At 70.3% G+C, this 22,262-nt stretch carries 19 protein-coding genes; 12 read left to right on the forward strand and 7 right to left on the reverse strand.

Annotated elements, in window-relative coordinates; translation table 11 throughout:
* Positions 1-246: 246 nt before the first annotated feature.
* Positions 247-999, forward strand: coding sequence for a hypothetical protein (locus BCD48_RS08290; RefSeq protein ID WP_071047733.1), 753 nt, complete (start codon positions 247-249; stop codon positions 997-999).
* A 203-nt stretch (positions 1,000-1,202) separates the two neighbouring features.
* Here the strand turns inward: BCD48_RS08290 and BCD48_RS08295 are convergent, their stop codons facing one another.
* From BCD48_RS08295 to BCD48_RS08320, 6 genes are all read right to left on the reverse strand, one after another.
* The gene (locus BCD48_RS08295) at positions 1,203-1,982 is read right to left on the reverse strand and encodes an alpha/beta fold hydrolase (RefSeq protein WP_083418325.1); all 780 of its coding nucleotides are present in this window, start codon (positions 1,980-1,982) and stop codon (positions 1,203-1,205) included.
* Between the two features lie 195 nt (positions 1,983-2,177).
* Positions 2,178-3,539, reverse strand: a complete 1,362-nt coding sequence (locus tag BCD48_RS08300) for an ABC transporter substrate-binding protein (protein WP_071047735.1) — start codon at positions 3,537-3,539, stop codon at positions 2,178-2,180.
* A gap of 125 nt (positions 3,540-3,664) precedes the next feature.
* A complete protein-coding gene (locus tag BCD48_RS08305; RefSeq protein ID WP_071047736.1) occupies positions 3,665-5,212 on the reverse strand; it encodes an acyl-CoA synthetase in 1,548 nt (515 codons plus the stop codon).
* Positions 5,213-5,411: 199 nt separating this feature from the next.
* Positions 5,412-6,446 (reverse strand): LLM class flavin-dependent oxidoreductase, encoded by a 1,035-nt coding sequence (locus BCD48_RS08310; protein WP_083418326.1) that lies wholly within the window; start codon positions 6,444-6,446, stop codon positions 5,412-5,414.
* 120 nt (positions 6,447-6,566) lie between these two features.
* Positions 6,567-7,415 carry an SMP-30/gluconolactonase/LRE family protein gene (locus BCD48_RS08315; protein ID WP_071047737.1) on the reverse strand — a complete coding sequence of 283 codons (849 nt, stop codon included), beginning with the start codon at positions 7,413-7,415 and terminating at the stop codon, positions 6,567-6,569.
* A 72-nt stretch (positions 7,416-7,487) separates the two neighbouring features.
* Entirely contained in the window at positions 7,488-9,653 is a 2,166-nt protein-coding gene (locus BCD48_RS08320) for an acyl-CoA dehydrogenase family protein (protein ID WP_071047738.1), read from the reverse strand.
* Positions 9,654-9,898: 245 nt separating this feature from the next.
* On the opposite strand from BCD48_RS08320, the gene BCD48_RS08325 reads away from it, so the two are divergent.
* From BCD48_RS08325 to BCD48_RS08370, 10 genes are all read left to right on the forward strand, one after another.
* Positions 9,899-10,741, forward strand: coding sequence for an enoyl-CoA hydratase/isomerase family protein (locus BCD48_RS08325; protein ID WP_083418331.1), 843 nt, complete (start codon positions 9,899-9,901; stop codon positions 10,739-10,741).
* Positions 10,742-10,766: 25 nt separating this feature from the next.
* Positions 10,767-11,462, forward strand: a complete 696-nt coding sequence (locus BCD48_RS08330) for a TetR family transcriptional regulator (protein WP_241841591.1) — start codon at positions 10,767-10,769, stop codon at positions 11,460-11,462.
* A 49-nt stretch (positions 11,463-11,511) separates the two neighbouring features.
* Entirely contained in the window at positions 11,512-12,528 is a 1,017-nt protein-coding gene (locus BCD48_RS08335; protein ID WP_071047740.1) for a TIGR03617 family F420-dependent LLM class oxidoreductase, read from the forward strand.
* Between the two features lie 44 nt (positions 12,529-12,572).
* Positions 12,573-13,547 carry an alpha/beta hydrolase gene (locus BCD48_RS08340; RefSeq protein WP_071047741.1) on the forward strand — a complete coding sequence of 325 codons (975 nt, stop codon included), beginning with the start codon at positions 12,573-12,575 and terminating at the stop codon, positions 13,545-13,547.
* Positions 13,548-13,928: 381 nt separating this feature from the next.
* Complete coding sequence (locus BCD48_RS08345; protein ID WP_071047742.1) at positions 13,929-14,162, forward strand: hypothetical protein; 234 nt, start codon at positions 13,929-13,931, stop codon at positions 14,160-14,162.
* A 106-nt stretch (positions 14,163-14,268) separates the two neighbouring features.
* Positions 14,269-14,679, forward strand: a complete 411-nt coding sequence (locus tag BCD48_RS08350; protein WP_274536504.1) for a metallophosphoesterase family protein — start codon at positions 14,269-14,271, stop codon at positions 14,677-14,679.
* Positions 14,680-15,189: 510 nt separating this feature from the next.
* Complete coding sequence (nicT, locus tag BCD48_RS08355) at positions 15,190-16,380, forward strand: Nickel transporter NicT (protein ID WP_071047744.1); 1,191 nt, start codon at positions 15,190-15,192, stop codon at positions 16,378-16,380.
* A 522-nt stretch (positions 16,381-16,902) separates the two neighbouring features.
* Complete coding sequence (locus BCD48_RS08360; protein WP_241841592.1) at positions 16,903-17,472, forward strand: hypothetical protein; 570 nt, start codon at positions 16,903-16,905, stop codon at positions 17,470-17,472.
* A gap of 110 nt (positions 17,473-17,582) precedes the next feature.
* Positions 17,583-18,962 carry a cytochrome P450 gene (locus tag BCD48_RS08365; RefSeq protein ID WP_116271455.1) on the forward strand — a complete coding sequence of 460 codons (1,380 nt, stop codon included), beginning with the start codon at positions 17,583-17,585 and terminating at the stop codon, positions 18,960-18,962.
* A 395-nt stretch (positions 18,963-19,357) separates the two neighbouring features.
* On the forward strand, positions 19,358-20,224 hold the full coding sequence (locus BCD48_RS08370; RefSeq protein ID WP_071047758.1) for an SMP-30/gluconolactonase/LRE family protein: 867 nt from the start codon (positions 19,358-19,360) through the stop codon (positions 20,222-20,224).
* A gap of 123 nt (positions 20,225-20,347) precedes the next feature.
* Here BCD48_RS08370 and BCD48_RS08375 read toward each other — a convergent pair whose 3' ends face one another.
* Complete coding sequence (locus tag BCD48_RS08375; protein WP_071047746.1) at positions 20,348-21,367, reverse strand: NAD-dependent epimerase/dehydratase family protein; 1,020 nt, start codon at positions 21,365-21,367, stop codon at positions 20,348-20,350.
* Between the two features lie 135 nt (positions 21,368-21,502).
* Between BCD48_RS08375 and BCD48_RS08380 the strand changes: the two genes are divergently transcribed.
* Positions 21,503-22,051 (forward strand): TetR/AcrR family transcriptional regulator, encoded by a 549-nt coding sequence (locus BCD48_RS08380; RefSeq protein ID WP_071047747.1) that lies wholly within the window; start codon positions 21,503-21,505, stop codon positions 22,049-22,051.
* The last annotated feature ends 211 nt before the right edge of the window (positions 22,052-22,262 follow it).

A 22,262-nucleotide genomic window follows, 5' to 3' on the forward strand; every position in this document is an offset into this window, starting at 1 on the left:
GGATCACGGCGGAGCAAGGGGAATCCTGCTCACCTGACATCCCGGCAATCCGTTCTGGCCGATCTCGCCACGCAGTGGAACCGCCGGCGGCCCGGCCGCGTCCAAGCGCGCATGACACGAGCGTTTCGTTACGGCCGCCGTCCGTGCGGTCCACGACGGTCGATTTTCGCCACGATCACGCTGGTGGCGGTGGTGTCGGGAGTGGCGAGCTGCGGTGACAGTCCCAGCGGCGCGATTCGGTATCCCATGGGGCGGTCGGACCTCGTGCTCACCTGGGAGGAGGCCAATGGGCTCGCACCGGCCGGTTACAGCGGCGCCGGGGTGACGTCCACCTCGTTCCTCCAGTTGCCGTTGCTGCTCGTTTACGGGGACGGGACGGTCATTGGCTTCCGGAACGCACCGGCGGCCGGAACGCCGCCCATGTTGCCCCCTCTCTTCGTCCGCCAGCTGGATGCCGCGGGTATGCGGGAGCTGTTGGTCACGGCCGACCAGGATCGGCTGTTGCGGCGGCGGTCCTACCGGTCTGCGACCGCCGAGCAGACACCCGACGCGGGGCTGACCACCCTGACAATCTCGGCGAACGGACAGACGTACGTGCACCGGGCGTACGGCCGCACCATCGACTCGTCCGGCGCCCGCCGACAGCTCAACCGCTTCATCGAGCGGCTCACCGACCTCGATGCCCTGGCCAGCCCGGGTCACGTCACTCCGGCTGAGCTGTACCGGCCCAACTCCTACGCCGTCCGCGCGCAGCCAGTGGACGAGCGGGTGGGTGCCGACGACGGCACGGGGGAGGCCGCTGGGGGCGAATCCACGAATGTCGTCGTCTGGCCGACCGGCGCGGGTTCGCTCGCCGACGCCCAGCGGTGCCTTGTGGTTCGCGGCCCGGAGGTGGATCGGGTCCTCGCCGCCGCGACCTCCCGCACCCGGTTCCGGGATGGCGCGACCGTGTACCAGGCGACCGTCCGAGTCCTGCTGCCGGGCCTGAGCGGCTGCTGACCCGAACCGCCAGCACGCTGCGCGTCGTGGTCCAGCCAGTCAGCCCTCGGGCGCCGGCGCACCGTCGTCGGGCGCGCCGTCACTAGTCGGAATCTTCCTGCCCGGACGATGAATACGGCCAACATGACCAGGCAGCGAAGATCATAACGACGCTCGAGTGGCAAGGGTCGGCGCTAGCCTGCCCACGTTCCGGTCCTTTTCGATCAGGCCCGTCGCGGGGTTTGGTGTGGGACGGTGGCCAGCCGGTTCGTCTCGCCGGCGAGGATGTCGGCGAGCGCGGGCACCGCCGTCACGAACGGGGAGTGCGCGGTGTCCAGGGTGTGGACGGCATCGACCCGCGCGGCCTGGTGCATCCGGCGCTGGCATGCAATCGGGAGCGCGAGATCCCGCGTGGTCTCGACGTAGACCTTGCGGATCTGTCCCCATCGCTCGTCGGTGAGTGCTACGGGCTCGGCGGCCACGAGGGGCGATTCGGGTACCAGCAGTGCGCCGAGGCGGCCGTAGTCGGTCTCCGGGACGTCGGTGTAGAACGTCTCGCGGCCGAGCTCGACCGGTACATAACTGACGCGTCTTTCCTCGTCGAACCGCTGGCTGGTGATGACCAGCGAGTCGGCGAAGTCCTGGTGGCCGCCGATGTCGATCAGCGACTGGCCGTCTGCCGGGACGAACGCGGCCAGGTACACCAGGCAGCCGACCAGGTCGGGCACGATCTCGGCCGCCTGGGTGATGGTGACGCCGCCCATGCTGTGCCCGACCAGGATGACCGGCCCGCGGGCGGCGTGGATCCGTTCGACGACGGTCTCGACGAAGTCGGCGAGGGTCGCGGTGGCGGCCACGGCGGGATCGTCGCGGCCGGGGAGGTCGACGGCGTCCACCGCGTATCCACGTCGCCGTAGTTCCGCTGTCAGCGGCTGCCAGCTGGCGCCTCGGTGAAATGCGCCGTGTACCAGGAGTAAGCGGCCATCCGTGGCCTCTGAGCTCATCGTCGGCCTTTCGTCGTTCTCGCTGGTTCTTGCCGCTGCTGTTCGGCGTTGAGCGGTGTTCGGATGACGCCCGGCGGTCGATCAACGCCCCGTGCCCTGCCCGGCGCCGGTCACGGTCGGACGTCTTCTTCGTGGCGCCGCTGCCCGCGGGCGGCGGCGCCACGAACATTCGATATGACCCAGCGCCGGTGGGGCCTACGGCGCCTTTGCGATGACGCCGCAGGTCTCGGGAGGCGCGGTCCAGGTCTTGTCCACCAGGTGGGCGAGGGTTCCGCAGGGCGAGGACGCGATGTGGTTGAGCGGCCAGCGCGTTTCGGGCAGCGCTCCTGGGACGTAGTTGGTGTAGTTGTCGTTGAGTACTTTCAGGAAGCTGTCGACGGTGAGGTTACGCCCGACCTTCCGCAGCGCGCTGATGACCAGGTCCGCTGACCAGTAGCCGGCCATGACGGGCGTGCTGAGCGCGACCCCGGGGGCGTAGGTGGCGAAGTCCTTGACCATCTGCGCGATGGCGGGGACGTCGGTGGAGATACCGGGCTGCCACCCCACGATGGCGTAGGTGCCGTCAAGCTCGGCCACGCCGGCGAGGCGGGGGTCGTAGATCGGGGTGATGAGAAGGCCCTTGTAACCGGCCGCCTTGAGCGCGGAGACCATTTTGACGGAGTCGGCGAACTGGAGGACGGTGAACACGGCGGCCGGCGGCTTTCCCCCGTCCGCCGTCATGATCGCACTGACGATGGGGGTCGGATCGGTGAGGCCGGACAGGGGTATCGGTGTCTTCTGGTAGACGACCCTGAATCCGGCGGACTCGAAGCCCTGGCCGATGGTGATGTTGCCCTGGCGGGCGGCCTCGATGTCATTCCCGACCACGGCGATGGTCTTCGCGGCGCCGGCGGGCAGCAGCTTCGCGACGCCGACGGGTGAGCCGGTGTTGACCGTGCGCTGGGCTTTCGGCGCCGGTGTCTGGCAGCCAGTGATGCCGAAGCCGATGACGTTGCCGCAGAAGGCGGTGTTCGTTCCCCAGCCGAAGAACGGGACGACCTGCTTGCAGAACGTGTCCAGGAAGTTCGGCGCCGAGACGGCTACCGGGGCCACGGCGAACACCTGCTCCTGCTCGACGAGGGCACGCGCCTGTTCGCCGTCCCGAGCCGCGTCGGAGCCGTCGTCGCGGACTCCGACGAAGTCGATCTGGCGGCCCGCGACACCGCCTTCCGCGTTCGCCCGCGCGAAACGCGCCTTCGCGCCCGCGTCAATGTCGCCGAACGCCGCGCCAGCCGGGCTGGTCAAGGACGCCAGTCCGCCGATCTTGATTGAGGTGTCCGTGACACCACGGCTCGGGTTCGGCGCCGCCCCCTGGCAGGCGAGCGTCTTCGGATCGAGCGCCACGTTCGTCTGGCTCCAGCCGTGGTCGGGCCCCTCCTTGCTGAAAGCGGGGTCCGCCGAGACCACCCCGGAGCCACCAGATCCTCCGTCCACCCCACCACCACCGCCGCCACAGCCGGCGATCCCGACCAAGGAGACGATGGATAAGACAAGGGCCGTTCGAATTCCACGCTGCATGAGCTTCTCCTTCGAGACTTGATCCGCTCCATCCGGACGCGGCCGGAAAACCCGCGACTGGGCCGGGCGGAGACAGTTGTTGGTCGATCCGCCCTGGTCTCGGCCGTCCTCGTGACCAGGACGGCTCAGGAGACCTCCTTCAGGTACTCGTCACGCAGCTGGCCCTTGGCCAGCTTGCCGGTCGCCATCCGGGGCAGCTCGTCGCGGAAGCTGAACACCCGCGGGACCTTGTAGTGGGCGAGGTTGTCGCGCGCGTAGCGGTGCAGCTCGTCCGCGAGTTCCTCGTTCGCCTCGACGCCGGGCGCCGGCGCGACGACGGCCTGCACGAACTCGCCCATCTCGGCGTCGGGTAGGCCGAAGACGGCTACGTCGGCGACCTTCGGGTGCATCACGAGGCAGGCCTCGACCTCGGCCGGGTAGATGTTGACGCCACCGGAGATGATCATGAAGCTCTTGCGGTCGGTGAGATAGAGGTAGCCCTCGTCGTCGAGGCGGCCGATGTCGCCGACCGCCGTCCAGTTCGGGTGGTCGGGATGCCTGCTCGCCGCGGTCTTCTCGGGATCGCCGTGGTAGCTGAACGGGGCGTCGGGCTGCTCGAAGTAGAGCAGGCCGGGCTGGCCGGCGGGCAGCTCGGCGCCCTCGTCGTCGCAGACGTGGGCGATGCCGTTCAGCATTTGCCCGACCGAGCCGGGGTGCTTCAACCAGTCCGCCGCGCTGATGTAGGAGATTCCCGCGCCCTCGGTGCTGGCGTAGTACTCGTCGACGATGGGTCCGAGCCAGTCGATCACCTGGCGCTTGACGTCGGGCGGGCACGGCCCCGCCGAATGGATCAGTCGCCGCAGGCTCGACAGGTCGTGGCGCAGCCGTCGTTCCCCAGGCAGCTTGAGGACCCGGACCAGCATCGTGGGCACGACCTGCGTGTGGGTCACCCTTTCCCGCTCGATGACCTCGAGCAGACCCTCGGCGTCGAATTTCTCCATGAGCACGAGGGTGGCGCCGAGCTCGTGGACACCGGTCGACCACTGGATGCCTGCCGAGTGGTAAAGCGGCGTGGGACACAGGTAGATCGAGGTCTCGTCCATCCCGAACAGGTGCCGGGCCAGGATCGACGTGCCGACGTCCTTCGGGTCGTCGACGGTCCGGCCGCTCAGGGGCCGACGCACCCCCTTGGGCCGACCCGTCGTACCGGACGAGTAGAGCATCAGGCCGCCGCGCGGCTGCTCGTCGAGTGGCGTCGCGGGCTGGGCCGCCACCGCGTCGTCGTAGGGCTCGAAGCCGTCGGCGGCGCCGTCGACCACGAACCGGTGGACGCAGCCGGGCGCGGCGGCCACCGCGGCGACGGCCGTGGGCGCCAGGGCCCCGGTGGTAACGATCGCCTTGGCGCCGGCGTCGTTGAGGATGTATGCCGCCTCGGCCGGTGACAGGTGTCGGTTGATCGCCGTCAGGTACAGTCCGGACCGCCTCGCCGCCCAGACCACCTCCATGAAGCGCAGGTGGTTCTCCGCCAGCAGAGCCACGGCGTCGCCGGGCCGCAGACCGCGTTCCCGTAACAGCCGTGCCAGCCGGGTCGACCCGGCGTCGAGTTCGGCGTAGGTCATCCGGGCTCCAGAGCCCGCCATGATGACGGCCGGCTTGTCCGGTGAGGTGCGCGCGTGCGCACCGGGATAAACCATGTCAGCCCTCCAGCAGAGGCAAGTGGCGTTCCTTCGCGGTCGCGCCGCGCAGGACGGTGTGCGTTCGGCGGCGAGCCCGCGGCCGGCACCGCGCGAGCGCCGCCGGCCTCGGTGAGGCGGTCAGCGACACCGAGGCCGACCAGGCTGAGCCCGGTTACGCCCGCGTGGACAGGCCGCCGGCGCCGACGTCCGCGAGTGCTCAGCCAAGGTGCGTGACGCCGTGGTGACTGTGCCCGCCCGAGGCGGCGGACATGAACGCTTCGAGTTCGTCGATGACGTCCGGGGCCGCGGGGGCGTAGACGATCTCGGTGATGCCTGATTCGCCCGCTTCGTGGATGCGGGTGGCTACCGTCGCGGCGTCGCCGGTCCAACCGGTGCTGAGGATGGCGGGGCCGGCCGCGGCGACGGCGGGGTGGTCCCGCTCGGTGATGACCGTGATGTGGCCCTCGTGGACGGCGAGGTGGCGCTGCTCCGGCGGGCGTGCGGCCAGCATCGCGTCACGCCAGACCGTGCCCCCCGGAACCTGCTCGATCAGATCAGGAGACATGTCCCAGAGCCCGTGGAACGAGAGCGTCGCGAACCACGGGCCCGCGGCGCCGACCAGGCGTGGGGTGGTGTGGTCCTCGCCCGGGCGGACGATCGTCCCATGGGTCAGCAGTGCCGTCGGTCTCCCGGCGCGCTGATGTGGCTCCGGCACCATGGGGACGATGACGCCGGCGACGTCCAGCTCCTGGGCTGTCACGTGGCCTTTGGGCCCGCTGGGGGCCAGCCACAGGGGGGTGGTGATGGGGCGCGGCGGCGCCCAGCCGGCCGCGTGCATCATCTGGCAGGGCACGTCCTCGATCTCGACGACCTCGCCGGCCAGCAGGCCGCGCAGCTGGCGGACGTACGTTGCCACGTCCGCCCACTTCATCGCGGGCTTGCCCATCGCCTTGCGGCCGGTGAAGCCGGTGCCGAAGGCGGCGACCAGCCGGCCGGGCGCAAGGTCCTCGACGGATGCGATCGCCGACGCGGTCACCAGGGGATGACGCAGGCTCGGGATCGCGACACCTGTGCCGACGCCGATGCGCTGGGTGGCTTCGGCGATGCGCGCGAGCGCGATCCAGATGTCGCCGTAGAGCGCCGGCGAGTCATACACCCACACGCGGTGGTATCCCAGTTGTTCCGCCGCCCGCGCGTACTCGACGATTCTCGTGCTCGGAGGTAAGGCGAGGGAGATTTCCGGTCGAACCATGGCTGTCTCGACGTGCCTTTCTCGTTGGCTGGACCGGCCGGCGTGGACCGCTCGGTGATCCTGAGAACAACGGCCGCCGGGCATGCGAAGGAAGATCATTTTTGCATGCCCTTTGGCCCGTTAGGGCCGGCCCGCTCCTGGCACTTCCACCCGCAGTTGGACGATCGATCCGGTCGGCTCGGCCCGTCGGTCGCGCTTGAAGGTCACCGTGTTCATGCAGACGAACAGAGTCCGCCGGTCGTCGCCGCCGAGCACGCAGGCGAGCGGAATGTCCTCGAAGGGAATCTGCTGGTCGACGCCGCCCGGGCCGACGCGCAGGACGCGCCGGCCCCAGGGGTCGGCGACCCACACGTCGCCCCGCTCGTCCAGGCAGATCCCGTCGGGGGCCACCAGTGCGTCGCCGCTTTTCGGCGTCAAGGGGACGTGGGTCCGGTCGACGAGCTCGCCGTTTTTGACCGAGAACCGGGACAGCCGGCGGCCGGCGGACTCGGCCACGACCAGGGTGTCGCCGGTCGCGGTGACGGCCGCCCCGTTGGGGCACAGCATCTGGTCGGCGGCGACCGACACCTCGCCGTCCGGGGAGACACGGACCAGGACCGTGGGCTGCCCGGTCGGGGTGCCGCCTATCGGGAATCCCATCTGGGTGACGTAGGCCGTCCCGTCCGTGGCGACGATCATGTCGTTGATCCCGTGCGGGGCGAGGTGGGAGACGTCCGCGTGCGGGTGGGCGGTGCCGTCCTCGATCCGGTAGACGACGCTGTGTTCCATTCCGGCGACCAGCATGCGGCCGTCGGGCAGCCAGCCGATGCCGCCAGGGTCCTCGTCGTCGGGGAAACGGTGCACGGCGGTACGGCCGCCGGCGTTGTCGAACCGATAGACGGTGTGTGCCCACATGTCGGATAACCACAGCGCGCCGTCGTGCCAGCGAGGGCACTCGACAAACTCGAGGTCACGGGCAAAGAGCTCCATCTGGGACTCCCATTCAGGCTCCGGGCGCGGTGGGCGCGCGCTATGACAGCGGCACTAGGACAGACAGCGGCACTAGGACAGCAGGGGGTCTCGGGGCAGGCCGAGAATCCGTTCCGCGATCTGGTTCCGGGCGATCTCGGACGTGCCGCCAGCGATGGTGAGCGCACGGGTCGCCAACAGCGACCTTCCGGCGGTCCCACCGAAGCCGTCGTCGAGGGCGACGTCCTGGCCGGCGAACTCGGTCAGCAGGGTCGCGGCGCGCTGCCCGTTCTCGGCCGTGACGAGCTTGGTGACGTTGCCCTCGGGGCTGGGTCCGCTCCCGTCCAGGGCGCGGACCACTCGCCGCAGGTCAAGCAGCCGCGCGGCGATCGCCTCGGCGACGTGTTCACCCAACCGGGTCTCGGCTCCTGGCACCCGGTGCCCGTGCTGCCGGTACAGGGCGAACATCTGGTCGGCGGTGGTGCCACCGAGGTTACCGCTGAGGGTGATCCGTTCGTTGCCGAGCGTGGCGCGGGCGACGTTCCAGCCCTTGCCCGGTTCCCCCACCACGTCCGCGTCGGGGACGAACACGTCGGTGAGGACCACCTCGTTGAAGTAGTGGTCGCCGGTGAGATGGCGCAGCGGGCGCACCTGCACACCCTCGGCGGCCATGTCGACGGCCATCGTGGTGATACCGGCGTGCTTGCTCGCCGACGGGTCGGTACGCACGGTGGCAAGGCCGTACCGGCACCGGTGGGCGTCACTGGTCCAGACCTTCTGGCCGCTCAGCACCCAGCCGCCCTGGACCTGCTCGGCTCTGGTCCGCACGGCCGCGGCGTCGGACCCGGCGCCGGGCTCGCTGAACAACTGGCACCATTGCTCCTCGCCGTAGAGCGCGGGCCGGACCCAGCGCGCGACCTGGTCCTGGGTGCCGTGCTGAACAAGGGTCAGAACCACCCAACCGGTGATCATCAGGTTGGGGACCTTGAGGCCCGCGGCCCGGAACTCCTGCTCGATGACGAGCTGGAGGCCCGCGGAGGCGCCGAGCCCCCACGGACGCGGCCAGTGCGGCTGCAGGTAGCCGGTGTCGGCCAGCCGGCGGCGCCGCTCGTCATCGGGGAGCGCCGCCAGCTCGGCGGCGAGCGCCCGGATCTCGGGCCGCGCCGCCTCGGCCTGCGCGGGCAGGTCGAACGCGGGTGCCGTCCGGGAGACGCCCGCGCCGCCCAGACGGGTCACGTCCGCGGCGGCGGTCCCCGGCGGCACGATGGCCTTGCTGGTGATCGCCCGCCGGTAGAGCAGGTGGGCGTCGTGCTCCCAGGTGTAGCCAATTCCGCCGTGTACCTGGATGTTGAGTTCCGCGTTCCTGACGAAGGCCGGTACCGCGAGGGTGGCCGCCACGGCCGCGGACAGCTCGAACTCCTCGGCTGGTCCCGCCGCGGCGCGTGCCGCGTCCCACACCGCCGCGGTCGCGAGCTCGGCGGCGACCAGCATGTTCGCGAGGTGGTGCTTCACGGCCTGGAACGACCCGATGGTCCTGCCGAACTGTTCGCGCACCTTCGCGTAAGCCGCGGCGACCTCGACGCATTCGTGCGCGCCGCCGCTCGCCTCGGCCGCGACGAGTGTCCGCATGATCGCCTGGGCGTAGGCCAGTGCTCCCGGCAGCACGTCGCCTGGCGCCACCCGCGCCTCGGTGAGGCGGAGCCGGGCGGAGCGCCGCGACCGGTCCAACGATCCGAGGGCCTCGTCCGTCACGCCGGGGTCGGCCGTCGACACCACCACGAGGTCCTCGCCGACCGCGAGGAGCACGACGTCGGCGAGCGCGCCACCCGGGACGACACCGGACCGACCCGACATCCGTCCGTCGCCGTCCAGGCGCAGGTCCCCGCCGAGACCGACGGCGCCGACGGCCGTGCCCGCGGCGAGTCCTGGCAGCAGGCGGGCACGCGCCTCCGGTCCTCCCCTGGCCGCGATCACCGCCGACGCCAGGACCGTCGGGAGAATGGGCCCAGGCGCGACCGCCCTACCGGTCTCCTCGAGGATCACCACAAGCTCCGGCAGCCCGAAACCGCCGCCCCCGAACTCCTCCGGCAGATGCACCCCGAGCAGACCGAGATCGGCGAACTCCTTCCAGAAGCCCGGCAGATGTTCCTCGTCGGCGTCCAACAGGGCCCGGCCGGCCGCGCGTGCCTCGCGCGAGGACAGCAGTGATCGGGTAGTCCGGGCGAGCGCCCGGTGTTCCTCGCCGATTGCTATCCCCATGTCTCCTCCATCCGCTGACGGGCCAGTTCCGTGGGCAGGGGGGTCGGTCAGGCACGCGGCGGGCAACGCCGCCTGAGGTCGGCCCGCCGGCAAGGGTCCTGGGAGCTGCGCGCCCCGGCGCCAGGGAGCGGGATGGCCGGCCGCGTCGTCAACCTGTCGCCAGAGCCTGCGGCCGATGTTGACAGATCTCACCAAATGGCACAAGGTCCCAATTGGTACGTCGGTCCGGCAGGTGGGAGATGGTGGTGCTGGCCAACAGCGATCTGTACCTTCGGAGCACGCCGGAGGCGGGGCGGACCGTCCTGGCCGACACCCCTGCCCCGGGCGTCCGGTTGCTGACGCTCAACCGGCCGGAACGCCTCAACGCGATGTCCGGTGAGCTGGTCCGGGACCTGCACGCGGCGCTCGACGAGGTGGCGGCGGACGACGAGTGCCGCGTCGTCGTGCTGACCGGTGCTGGCCGGGGATTTTGCGCGGGGCTCGACCTGCACGAGCCGCCGAAGCCGAGCAAGGCAGGTTCCGGCCCGCAGACGGGGATGCGGGTCCAGCAGGCCATAGCGTCCCTGGTTCCCAAGCTGCGCAACCTGCGCCAGCCCGTGATCGCGGCGATCAACGGCCCGGCGTCCGGCGGTGGCTTCGCGCTGGCCCTCGCCAGCGACGTGCGGGTCGCCGCCACGTCGGCGAGGTTCAACGCCGCCTTTGTGCGCGTCGGGCTGTCGGGCTGCGACATCGGCGTCAGCTGGCTGCTCCCCCGGCTGATTGGGGCCAGCCGTTCCCACGAGCTGCTGCTCACCGGCCGTCTCGTCGACGCCGACGAGGCGCTCCGTATCGGTCTGGTCAACCGCGTCGTCGACGACGGCAAGGTGGTGGACGCGGCGCTGGAGACGGCCGCGCTGATCTGCGCCAACAGCCCCATGGGCGTATGGATGACCAAGGAGGTCAGCTGGAGCCAGCTGGAGGTCGGCAGCCTGCAGGCCGGCATTGACCTGGAGAACCGCACCCAGGTCCTCACGTCCTACACCCAGGACCGGCAGGAACAGGTCAGCGCGTTCCTGGGGCGACGTTCCCCGAACTACACCGATTCATGACGGCCGGGCCGACGTGACGCCCGATGTGAGAGTCTCCGGACCGATGGACGCGCCAAAAAGATCGCTTCGCGATCGGAAGAAGGAACGCACCTTCGAGCAGGTCGCCCGGACCGCGGTCAGGCTCGCCATGGAGCACGGTCTCGCGGCGGTCCGGGTCGAGGACATCTGCGAGCGAGCCGAGATCGGCCGGTCGACCTTCTTCCGCTATTTCGACTCGAAGGAGAGCTGCTTCGTCGCCGGCGTGCATCAGGGGCACCTCGAGACGGTCCTGGCCGCCATCGAGGCCCGCCCGGCGGACGAGGGACCGCTCACGGCGTTGTGCAACGCCTTCCTGGCGATCCAGGAGGACTGGCGCAGGCAGCGCGACGTCCTGATCCTCGACGCGCGGCTGCGGGCCGAGGTCCCGGCGGTGCGGGCGCACGCCAGCGCCAAACACCTGGACTGGGAAACCTCGATCGCGGCGGCGATCGCGCCGCGGTTCGCCACCCCGGACGTCGATCTCTTCCAGGCGCGCGTCATGGCCGGAAGCGTGCTGTGCGCCGTTCGGCTGGGGACGGAGAAGTGGCTCGCCGGGGAGGCGAACTATTCCCCGGCCGTGGAAATCGCGGCGGCCTTCACCGTTCTCCGCTCGTACGTGGCCGTCGAGGCCCCAGAGGCGGGCGAAACCGGAGAGGCGGGCGAGGCCGGCGGCGGTGAGCCGGGGAGTTCCGGCCACCGTTAGCTCTCTCGCCACGCTGGCCAGGAAAGCCTGACGCCTGAAGGAAGACAACATGAAGGTTGACGCGATCGTTCATGACGATCTGGCGTTGGTGGGGGAGCGGGCCCGGTTGGCGGAGGAGCTCGGGTTCGACGGGATGAACGTCGCCGAGGTCGCGCACGACCCATTCCCGCCACTGACGCTGGCCGCCGTGGCGACAGAGCGGATCAGGCTGGGTACCGGGATCGCCGTGGCGTTCGCGCGCAGCCCGATGACGCTCGCCGTGCTTGCCTCCGATCTGCAGCGGCTCTCGCGCGGCAGGTTCGTGCTGGGCATCGGCAGCCAGATCAAGCCGCACATCACCCGACGGTTCTCGATGCCATGGTCGCGTCCGGCGGCACGGATGCGGGAGTATGTCGCGGCCATGCGGGCGATCTGGGCGTCCTGGGCCATCGGCGAACCGCTGCGTTTCGAAGGCGAGTTCTACCAGCACACCCTGATGACGCCGATGTTCAGTCATGGCCCGTCCGAGTACGGGGACCCGGCGGTGTTCGTCGCCGCGGTCGGGCCGGCGATGACCGCGGTGGCCGGCGAGGTGGCCGACGGCCTGCTGGCGCATGCCTTCACCACCTCCGACTATCTGCGGGAGGTGACCCTGCGCCACCTGGAGCGGGGGCTGGCGGCCGCCGGCCGGACCCGGGCCGACCTCCAGGTCTCCGTCCCGGTTTTCGCGGTCACGGGCCGGGACGAGGCGGAGCTGGCGGCGAACCTGGGCGCGGTGCGCCATCAGCTCGCCTTCTACGGGTCCACCCCGGCCTACCGGCCCGTGCTGGAACACCACGGCTGGGGCGAGCTCGGCGACGAGCTGCATCTGCTGTCCAAACGGGGCGAGTGGGCGCGGATGGCGCAGGCAGTGCCCCGCGAGGTGGTGGAGGCGTTCGCGGTCGTCGCCGAGCCCGCCGCGCTCGCCGGCGAGATCGCCCGCCGCTGGAGCGGCCTGGTCGACCGGGTACAGATCGGTCTGCCAGACAACGACCCGGAGCGGATGGTGGCCAGCGCGGCCATGATCAAGGAGCTGGCCCAGAGGTAGCTCGTGCCCCTCGTGCCACCGACATTGCCCACGGGAGGACCATCATGACCACCGTCGAAGGCCGGCCATCAGTGCACCTGCCAGCGCGCGACATTCCCATCCCGTCGTCGGTCAGCCCCGAGGCGCGGGCAATCCTCGCCGCGCCACGGCAGGCGGAGGCCGGCTACCCGCCGCTCGGTGACGTGGCTGCCTGGAAGAAGATGATCGCCGGCCGGGATGAATCGCTGGCCGCGATGGTGGGCAGTCGGCCGGTCGACGCCGCGGTGACCGTCGAAGATGCCGACGTCGACGGCGTGCCGGTCTATGTGGTCACGCCTTCCGGCGCGCCCGACGGCCGGGTCTACCTGGACGTCCACGGCGGCGCGCTGATCGTCGGCGGTGGGGCGGTCTGCCGGGAGATGGCCGTGCGCACCGCGGCCCGGCTGGGCACGCGGGTCTGGGCGGTCGACTACCGGATGCCGCCCGACCACCCGTACCCGAGGCCGCTGGACGACTGCGTTTCCGTTTACCGGGCGCTGCTGGGGGACTACCGTCCCGAGCAGATCATCGTCGGTGGCGCGTCCGCCGGCGGCAACCTGGCGGCGGCGCTGCTGCTGCGGGCACGCGACGAGGGGCTGCCGCTGCCGGCCGCCGCGGTGCTGAACACCCCGGAGGTCGACCTCACCGAATCCGGCGACTCCTTCCAGACGAACCTGGGCCTCGACCCAGTGCTGCCGGGGAGCCTCATGCCGGTGAACCAGCTCTACGCCGCTGGCCACGACCTGGCCGCCCCCTACCTCTCCCCGCTGTTCGGCGACTTCGCCAAGGGCTTCCCGCCCACCCTGCTCACGACCGGCACCAGGGACCTGTTCCTGTCGAACACGGTGCGGATGCACCGCGCGCTGCGCGCCGCCGGTATCTCCGCCGAGTTGCACGTCATGGAGGCGGCCGGCCACGCCGGCTTCCTCGGCATGGCCCCGGAGGATGCCGATCTAAACCGTGAGGTCCGCCGCTTCGTCGACGCCCACTGGCCCGGCTGACGGCTCCCGGCCTCGGCTGAGCTGGCGCCGCGCGGTCGCACGGCGAGGTCAGCAGTACCCACCACGCCGACGCCGGACTTGCCGGCGAGACCGGTCCGCGCGGGATCGGGTAGCGGTTCGCATTGTGGTCACCCAAGTCCACAAGATTAAGTATATTCAAACCCCGCTACGGGAGCGGCGGGGGTTGTCGTCAGGGCGAGGTCGTACGCCGCCTTCCGACATTTCATGACTGGTCGCTCCGTCCGGAGCCGGTAATTGGGCAGGGTCGGCGTAAGCTCAGGTCGCTGGGAAGCAGCCGGCCTGCCGCGCGTCAGCGTCGTGGCTCTACGAGCCTCAGGCTCAGCCCGGGCACGTCGGTGATCTCCCTTGGAGAGGCACCCTATGTCCGCTGAGAATGGTTCCGCCTCCACGCCGTCCACGTCCGCGGGCGTGCTAGGTAGCCGGTACGGCACGTGCGATGGCAAGTCCGCGTTCGCCAGGGAGACCAGCCCTGGTAGCTGGCAGGTCAAGGTGCACGATCCCACCAGTCCGCGCGCGGGCCACGACGGTTGGGTGATGATCGGCTCCGGCTGGCCGACGTTGGCCGAGGCGGCCGCCGCTACCGGCCTGTCCTGAGCCCGCGCCGTGCCGCCCAACGACGGTGGCGGCGCGACGGTAGTGGGCGTGGCGGTCGGCCTATGACGCGTCTGGCTGTTCTGTCGGATATCCACGTCTGTCGGATATCCACGGCAACACCCGGGCGTTGGAGACCGTGCTGGCCGAGGTTGCCGACGTCGATCTGGTCCTCAATCTCGGGGACATTCTGTCCGGCGCGGTCGATCCTCGCGGGACGCTCGACCTGCTCGCGGACCGGCCGGACATTCTGACTATCCGCGGCAACCACGAACGTCAGATCCTCACGTTCTCGGCGGAGCGGATGAGTACCTCTGACCGTCATGCGGCGGATGTGCTCACCACGGCGGACCGGGCCTGGCTGGCGGGCTTGCCGGAGACGGTCGAGCCGGCGCCCGGGGTGTTCGCCTTCCACGCGAGCCCCGGTGAAGATCTGCGCTATCTCAACGAGACGGTCACCGCGGCTGGCCTGCGCCCGGCGACCGTCGCGGAGATCGTGGAACGTCTCGGCGACGCCTGACGATGACCCGCCTCGCCCGGCGTCGGTCATCCGGATCCGGATGACCGACCCTCCCGTTGGTCAACCAGATCCCCCGACGCTGACCGTCCAGCCCGCGGGCCTGATCGGGGCCGGGACCGTTGCCCGGCGGCTCGGTTGGAGCCCTCGGTACGAGATCCCGATACCGGCCGCGCGCCCAGACCTCGACGCCACTAGTTGCGAAGATATCGCAACAACGACATAGTGGCATGGTGACTGTGCTGGCAGGGCTTCGAAGTCCTCCCGCTAGTGATCCTGGGGACAACGGCCGCCGGGTGTGCGAAGGAAGATCATTTTCGCACACCCTTTGGCCCGCTAGCCGGAGGTATCCCGCCCGGCCCGCTCGGTGACCGCGGGTGCCTGGCCGCCAACAAGCTCCAGCAAGATCAGAAGACCGTCTCGCGGACAGGTCCCAGCGGGGCCGGGTTCTTCGCCGGTCCGCTCCTGAGAGCCGCGCACCCGCGCCTGCTCCCCGTAGCAAGGAGACACCACGTGGCTCAAGCAGCTCCCAGCGCCAGCGAGCCCTCCCTGTCGGCACGGCTGACACAGTTCCGGCAGAGCCTCAGCAGTGCGGACAAACGGTCCCTGGCCGGGATGACCGCCTTCATCGTCCTGCTCCACGTGCTGGGCTTCGTCGTGCTGCTCACCCTGGTCACCCCGCGCGACTACCACCTCGGTGGCGATCACCCGATCTTCACCGCCGGCGTCGGCGTCCTCGCCTACACCTTCGGGCTGCGGCACGCCTTCGACGCCGACCACATCGCCGCCGTCGACAACGCCACCCGCAAGCTCATCGCCGACAACGTCGCCAAGGAAGCCGCCGGCGCCGGCCGCCAGCGCAGGCCCCTCTCCGTCGGGTTCTGGTTCTCCCTCGGCCACTCGACCATCGTCTTCGTGCTCGCCTTCCTGCTCTCCGTCGGCGTCAAGTCCCTCGTCGGCCCCGTCGAGGACGACTCCTCAAGGCTGCACACCATCACAAGCGTCATCGGCCCGTCCGTCTCAGGCGTCTTCCTCTGGGTCCTCGGAATCCTCAACCTCGCCGCCCTGATCGGCATCATCAAGGTCTTCCGCGAGATGCGGAACGGGCGGTACGACGAACAGGAACTTGAGCGCCGCCTCGACTCTCGCGGCTTCATGAACCGTTTCCTCGGCGGGCTGACCAAGGCCGTCACCAAGCCCTGGAAAATCTACCCGATCGGCGTCCTGTTCGGACTCGGCTTCGACACCGCCACCGAGGTCGGCCTCCTCGTCCTCGCCGGCGGCTCCGCCGCGTTCAACCTGCCCTTCTACTCGATCCTGGTCCTGCCGATCCTGTTCGCCGCCGGCATGTGCCTCATGGACACCATCGACGGCGTCTTCATGAACGCCGCCTACGGCTGGGCGTTCGCCCGCCCCGTCCGCAAGGTCTTCTACAACCTGACGATCACCACGATCTCCGTGATCGTCGCCCTCGTCATCGGCACCATCGAACTCGTCGGCGTCCTCGCCGACCGGTTCACGATCGAGTCCGGACCGCTCGCCTGGATCGCCGGCATCAATCTCGACTACACCGGCTACGCCATCGTCGGGCTCTTCTTCGTCGCCTGGGGCGTAGCCCTGGCCATCTGGTATTTCGGCCGCGTCGAGGAACGCTGGTCCGCCAACCTGACCTCCGAGCCCGCCCCCTCGACCGAATCGGTCTGACCGCACCGCCGGGCCGTCGTGAGGAGGATCTCGCCTGCTCGCCTGACGGACGGCCTCGCCTGGCCAGGCCTGGCCGCCTGACGAACGGGCTGGCCTGGTCCGGCCCGCGAACACGTGGATGGCGGCCGGCCGCGGCGGGGCTCCGGGCTCCGGCGTGTCGGGGATCTGACCAGTTGATGCTGTCGGTGTCGCAGTTCATGATCTGGTGGGATTTTGGGAGCTATTGCTCCGGGGATTCCACCAGATCATGAGCGGTTCGCGCGTTTGAGTCCAAGGTGCGCGGCGCGGCGCAGACATCCGGCCGGTCGTACCGCATCAGGTGTGTGCTGACAGACTCCAGGTATGGAGTGGTCCTGGCTCACGGGCTCGTACCATGATCAGTTTGTCAGGACTGGCCGTCAGCCGTTGCTGCTTCTTCTCGTGGGTCTGGTCGGCGGGTTCCTGTTCATCAGAACCTCCGCCCGCCTCATCCGGGCGAATGTACGATGGTGGCCGGGAAACATCTCGGCCGGCGGAGTGCACGTGCACCATGAGTTCTTCGGTGTTCTCATGATGCTCACGGCCGGCACGATCAGCTTCGCTACCGGGGACGTCGACCCGTGGCGCGACATCCTTGCTCTCATCTTCGGGATCGGTGCCGGCCTCGTTCTCGATGAATTCGCTCTCCTGCTTCATCTGAAGGACGTCTACTGGACCAAGGAGGGCAGGTCCTCCGTTGATGCCGTGATCGTGGCCACGGCTCTGACCGGACTCCTCCTGGTACGTGCCGCACCCTTCGGCCTGGATGACATCAGTGACGACGAACGCTCCGCCCGCTGGACACTTGTGGCGGTTGTGCTGTTCAACCTCTCCCTTACCGTGCTGACCGCGATCAAGGGTAAACCCTGGGTGGCGATGGTCAGCGTCTTCGTGACCGTCGTCGGGATCTGGGGCGTCCTGCGGCTCGGCGCCCCCGGCAGCCCATGGGCGCGGCGCCGCTACGACCAGCGGAAGATGGCGCGAGCCAGGGAACGGGCCGCGCTCTGGGGCAGACGACGCGAGCGCGCGTTCTCGCTCATCGCCGGCGCCGACACCCGTGACTCCTCCTCGTAGCCAGGAACAGTCGCCGTAGCCAGGAACAGTCGCCCGGGCCCGGCGTCGACATCCGCCCGCGCTCGGCGGTGTGCCTCCCCCGCGGAGCCATGGCGGGCTAGTTTGGTCGTATGTCCACGAACCAGGGCATTCGGCCGGCTCGCAGCGGAGAACAGGCAACGACGCCGCCGGCCGGGAGGCGTCCGCGGCTGCCGGGCCGGGTGCGCGACGACGCCCGGTCGACCGTGTACTGGGGCGCGGCCCATGGGCTTCCCCGTGTCGCCGTGCGGACCGCGGCGCGGCGGGGGGACCTGCAGGGCAGACTGATCGTCGCGGGTGCCGGTGGGGGAGAGGTCTGGGACGCGGTCGAGCAGGTGCGCGCCGCCGGGCCGCTCTACCGCGGCCGGTTCGCGTTCCTGACCGTGGACCATGCCGTCACGCGGGAGGTTCTCGCCAGCGGTGACTTCCGGGCCGGCAGCCCGGTCAGGACCGGTGGCCTGCTCGGTGGCCTGATGGCCCGGACCGCGCCCGACCTGCTGCACCCCATGGAGCCGCCGTCGCTGCTGGTCACGGAACCACCCATGCATACCCGGCACCGCCAGCTGGTCAGCCGGGTGTTCACCGCGCGGGCGGTCCAGAACCTGCGGGCGCGCACCGAACAGATAGCGTCCGAGCTCCTCGACGGCCTCGTCACCGCCGAGCCCGTGGACCTTGTCGCCGCGTACTGCGCCCTGTTGCCGGTCACCGTGATTTCCGAGATTCTCGGGGTCCCGCCCGGTGAGCGGCCTCGAGTGCTGGCGCTGGGATCCGCCGTCGCGCCGAGCCTCGACTTCGGGCTGGGCTTCCGGCAGTTCCGGTCCGTCACCGCCGCCCTGCGTGACTTCGAGTCGTGGCTGACCGGGCACCTTGCCCGGCTGCGGCGTGAGCCGGGCGATGACCTGCTCAGCCAGCTCATCGTGGCCCGCGACCAGGACGGCGGGCTCGACGAGGGCGAGCTGAAGTCGATCGCCGGCCTGGTGCTCGCGGCCGGCTTCGAGACCACGGTGAACCTGCTCGGCAACGGCATCGCCCTGCTGAGCCGGTTCCCGGAGCAGCTCGGGCGGCTGCGCGGCCAGCCGGAGCTGTGGCCGGGCGCGGTCGAGGAGATCCTCCGGATCGATCCTCCGGTGCTCCTCACAGGGCGCATCAGCATCCGCGACCTCGACGTTCGCGGCGTCGCCGTTCCGGCGGGGTCCTACGTCGTGACCGTCCTCGCCGGCGCGAACCGGGACCCGAAGGTGTTCGCCGAGCCGGAGACGTTCGACGTCGCCCGCGCCAACGCCCGTGACCACGTCTCCTTCTCCGCCGGCCGGCACTTCTGCCTGGGAGCCTCGCTCGCCCGGATGGAGGGCGAGGTCGGTCTGCGCGCGTTTTTCGACCGGTACCCGGACGTGACGATGCTCCCGGGCGCCCGTCGCCGCGCCAACCGCGTCCTGCGCGGCTGGAGCCGCCTGCCCGCCCGCCTGTCCTGATCTCTCGCCCCCGGCGACCACCGCACTGGTCGAACGGTTCCTGGCCAGCTCCGCAGCCCATCTCGACGACGCGCAGGCAGGTGCCCTGGCAGCGCCGGTCACCCCCGCCGGCAACGACTTCGGACTAGCGGCGTCGGGCCGGGCTGGCCATGCCGGTGACCAGGTCCTGGCCGGGGATCCGGCCGCGGGCCCGGCGGTCCCGCCGGAAACACCGTCTACGGAACAGTCCGGCCTATGCCGACCCGGCGATCGCCACCCGCCGCGGTTTCGTGACCCGTCAGGCCGGCGGCCATTGGTCGACCGGGTTCGTCCGACTTGACACAATGTCGGTCCGTGTGCCCGATTCGGTCTGGGTGCTCGACTCGGTACGCCCGGTGCGGCATGGAGGTCCACGCATGAAGGTGCTGGCCAGCGGCCTACGGTTCCCCGAAGGGCCGATCGCGCTTGACGACGGCTCGGTGCTCGTGGTCGAGATCGAAGGCGGTGCGCTGACCCGCGTCGAGGCGGACGGCACGGTGTCGCCCATCCACTGCGGCGGCGGTCCCAACGGCGCGGCGCTCGGGCCCGACGGAGCCGTCTACGTCTGCAACAACGGCGGGCTGGCGTTCAAGACGGAGGACGGGATCCGGTTTCCCTACTGGATGGCCGAGGGCAACGAGGGCGGATACGTCCAGCGGGTCGACCTGTCCACGGGAGGCGTCGACGTCGTGTTCACGCACGTCGACGGCACGCCCATCGGCAATCTCAACGACGTCGTGTTCGACGAGCAGGGCTCGTGCTACATCGTCGACACCACCCGTGGCGTGCTGTACTACGCCGACCCCGTGGCGGGAACGATCGGGATCGCTGAAGAAGGGCTTGAGTATCCCAACGGGATGGGACTGTCGCCGGACGGCACGAAGCTCTACGCCTCGGAGACCTACTCGGGGCGGGTGCTCGCCTGGGATGTGAAGGCGCCCGGCACCCTCGGCGCCAGGACCGAGCTGTACTCCACCGGCGGCGAGCATCACTGGGACGGCTTGGCGGTCGACGGGGCCGGCAACGTCTGCGTCGCGAACCTGGAGAAGTCGGGGATCACGGCGATCAGCCCGAATGGAGAGGTTCTCCAGGAGTTTGTGACGTCTGAGCACGACCCGTACGTCACCAACATCTGCTTCGGCGGCCCGGATGGCGACACCGCGTTCATCTGCTCGGCAGGACGCGGCATTCTCTACTCGCTTCAGTGGCCCTGGCCAGGCCTTCGGCTCAACTTCGCGCGCTAGAGGGCCAAAGGGTGTGCGAAAATGATCTTCCTTCGCACACCCGGCGGCCGTTGTCCCCAGGATCACTGAGCGGCCGAACGACTGAGTGGCTGAGCGGCTGGGCGATGGAGCCCGGCGAGGCGGTCAGACGACGCCGTGCTCGCGGAGGCTGCGGGCACAGTCGAGGACGGCGTCGGCCGCCGGGCGCGGCTGCCAGCCCAGGAGCTCGTGAGCCTTGGCGGTGCTGTGCCGGCCGCGGCGGCCGAGCGCCGGGGCGATCTCGCGCAGCGCCGGGTCGCTGCGGGCCGCCAGCCGGACGGCGAAGTCGGGAACACCCTTGGTCGACACCCGCGCGGCCACGGGGCCGAGGTTGGAACGCAACAGCTCCGCCATCTCGCGCATCCAGATGAACTCTCCGGTTCCGAGGAAGCGCTGCCCGGCCGCCGCCGGGCGCTCCAGGGCGCGCAGGTGCAGGTCGACGAGGTCGCGGACGTCGACGACCTCGAGACCGATCCTGGGGACGCGGGGCATCGCGCCGCTGAGCATGCGGGCGATGATCCCGACCGAGCCGATCGTCGCGGGGGACAGGATCGGGCCGAAGACGGCGCCGGGCAGGACCGTGACGAGCTCCGGAGCCGTGGCCCGCGAGGCGGTGAAGCCCCAGGCCGCCTTCTCCGCGAGCGTCTTGGCGCGCCGGTAGGGGATCAGGGTGGGGTCGTCGGGGTCGGTCCACAGCGTCTCGTCGGTGACGCCCTCGGTCGTGTAGGACGACGGGCTGGCCGCGTTCGCCGCCGAGGTCATCACCACTCGGCGCACGCCGGCGTCCGCGGCGGCGCGCAGGACCCGCAGGGTGCCGCCGACCGCCGGGCGGATGAGCGACTCGGGGCCCGCGTCCGAGCTGATCCCCATCGGGGACGCGACGTGCAGGACGCGCTCGGCCCCGGCCATCGCCTCGGCCCAGCCGGCGTCCGCGGACAGATCGGCCGTGGCGAAGGTGAGGCGGCCGGCCGAGCCGGTGGCGGGGGCCGTGGCCTTGGCGACCTCGGCCGCCCGGCCGGGGTCACGCAGGGTCGCGCGGACGTCGTGGCCGCGGCGCAGAAGCTCGGCGATGACCCAGCCGCCGATGTAGCCGCTGCCGCCGGTGACGAGGACAGGTCCAGTCATGTTCGGTTCCTTCGAAGTGATCTGGCGAGGTGGTGTGACAAGATAAGTGGAGGGGTCTCCGCTGACAGCTCGACTGTAGTGGAGGGCACTCCACTTTGTCAGGTCTGGAATTCGCCCTGCCTCGAAGGACCTCGCATGAGCTCGCAGCCGACCCGCGCCGACGCCCGCCACAACCGGGAGCTGATCCTGACCGCCGCGCGGGCGGCGCTCAGCGAGGACGGCTCGGCCTCGCTGAGCGCGATCGCCCGGCGCGCGGGCGTGGGGATCGCGACCCTGTACCGGCGCTTCCCGACCCGGGAGGCGCTGGTGATGGAGCTCTACCGCAACGACATCGGCGAGCTCATCGACCTGGCGCCCGCGCTGCTGGCGGAGCATCCGCCGCTGGAGGCGCTCGGGCGCTGGTTCGACGAGGTCGCCCGCTATGCCCGGCTCAAGTTCGGCGTCTCCGAGGTCGTCCACGCCGCCACGAACGGCGGGCTCGACGACCCGGCGTACGAGCCGTTCGTCGCCGCCATCGCGACCCTGCTGACGGCGGGCGAGAAGGCCGGCGCCCTCAAGCCCGGCCTCGACCCCGAGGATGTGCTCCTGCAGCTCAGCGTGCTGTGGCGGATCGACCCGAAGAGCGGTGACGCGCGCATCGACCGGATCCTGGCGCTCATCCTCGACGGTCTCCGCGCGCGATGACGACCGCCTGAGGAGCGACAAACCTGACGGACGACACCCCGAGGGGGCGATACCCGAGGCCGGCCCGCCCGCTTCGGTGACCAGGGCTCGGGCCGGCCTTCCACCGGTGCCCTCGTGGGTGTGTATATGCACGGTCATTTGGCCGGTAAGCGGCCTCCTGGCCGGCTCCGCCTATTGGTTGTCCGGGACGAGACACCGGTCGTATTCTTCC

Origin of the sequence: Pseudofrankia coriaricola, from assembly GCF_001854805.1 — a bacterium.
Classification (GTDB): domain Bacteria; phylum Actinomycetota; class Actinomycetes; order Frankiales; family Frankiaceae; genus Pseudofrankia.

What these genes read in the sequence shown, in the direction of transcription:
- BCD48_RS08365 (WP_116271455.1), top strand. Translation starts at nt 17,583, where the DNA reads ATGTCCACGAACCAGGGCATTCGGCCGGCTCGCAGCGGAGAACAGGCA.
- BCD48_RS08340 (WP_071047741.1), top strand. Translation starts at nt 12,573, where the DNA reads ATGACCACCGTCGAAGGCCGGCCATCAGTGCACCTGCCAGCGCGCGAC.
- BCD48_RS08300 (WP_071047735.1), bottom strand. Translation starts at nt 3,539, where the DNA reads ATGCAGCGTGGAATTCGAACGGCCCTTGTCTTATCCATCGTCTCCTTG.
- BCD48_RS08305 (WP_071047736.1), bottom strand. Translation starts at nt 5,212, where the DNA reads ATGGTTTATCCCGGTGCGCACGCGCGCACCTCACCGGACAAGCCGGCC.
- BCD48_RS08295 (WP_083418325.1), bottom strand. Translation starts at nt 1,982, where the DNA reads ATGAGCTCAGAGGCCACGGATGGCCGCTTACTCCTGGTACACGGCGCA.
- BCD48_RS08335 (WP_071047740.1), top strand. Translation starts at nt 11,512, where the DNA reads ATGAAGGTTGACGCGATCGTTCATGACGATCTGGCGTTGGTGGGGGAG.
- BCD48_RS08380 (WP_071047747.1), top strand. Translation starts at nt 21,503, where the DNA reads ATGAGCTCGCAGCCGACCCGCGCCGACGCCCGCCACAACCGGGAGCTG.
- BCD48_RS08320 (WP_071047738.1), bottom strand. Translation starts at nt 9,653, where the DNA reads ATGGGGATAGCAATCGGCGAGGAACACCGGGCGCTCGCCCGGACTACC.
- BCD48_RS08315 (WP_071047737.1), bottom strand. Translation starts at nt 7,415, where the DNA reads ATGGAGCTCTTTGCCCGTGACCTCGAGTTTGTCGAGTGCCCTCGCTGG.
- BCD48_RS08290 (WP_071047733.1), top strand. Translation starts at nt 247, where the DNA reads ATGGGGCGGTCGGACCTCGTGCTCACCTGGGAGGAGGCCAATGGGCTC.
- BCD48_RS08375 (WP_071047746.1), bottom strand. Translation starts at nt 21,367, where the DNA reads ATGACTGGACCTGTCCTCGTCACCGGCGGCAGCGGCTACATCGGCGGC.
- BCD48_RS08370 (WP_071047758.1), top strand. Translation starts at nt 19,358, where the DNA reads ATGAAGGTGCTGGCCAGCGGCCTACGGTTCCCCGAAGGGCCGATCGCG.
- BCD48_RS08345 (WP_071047742.1), top strand. Translation starts at nt 13,929, where the DNA reads ATGTCCGCTGAGAATGGTTCCGCCTCCACGCCGTCCACGTCCGCGGGC.
- BCD48_RS08310 (WP_083418326.1), bottom strand. Translation starts at nt 6,446, where the DNA reads ATGGTTCGACCGGAAATCTCCCTCGCCTTACCTCCGAGCACGAGAATC.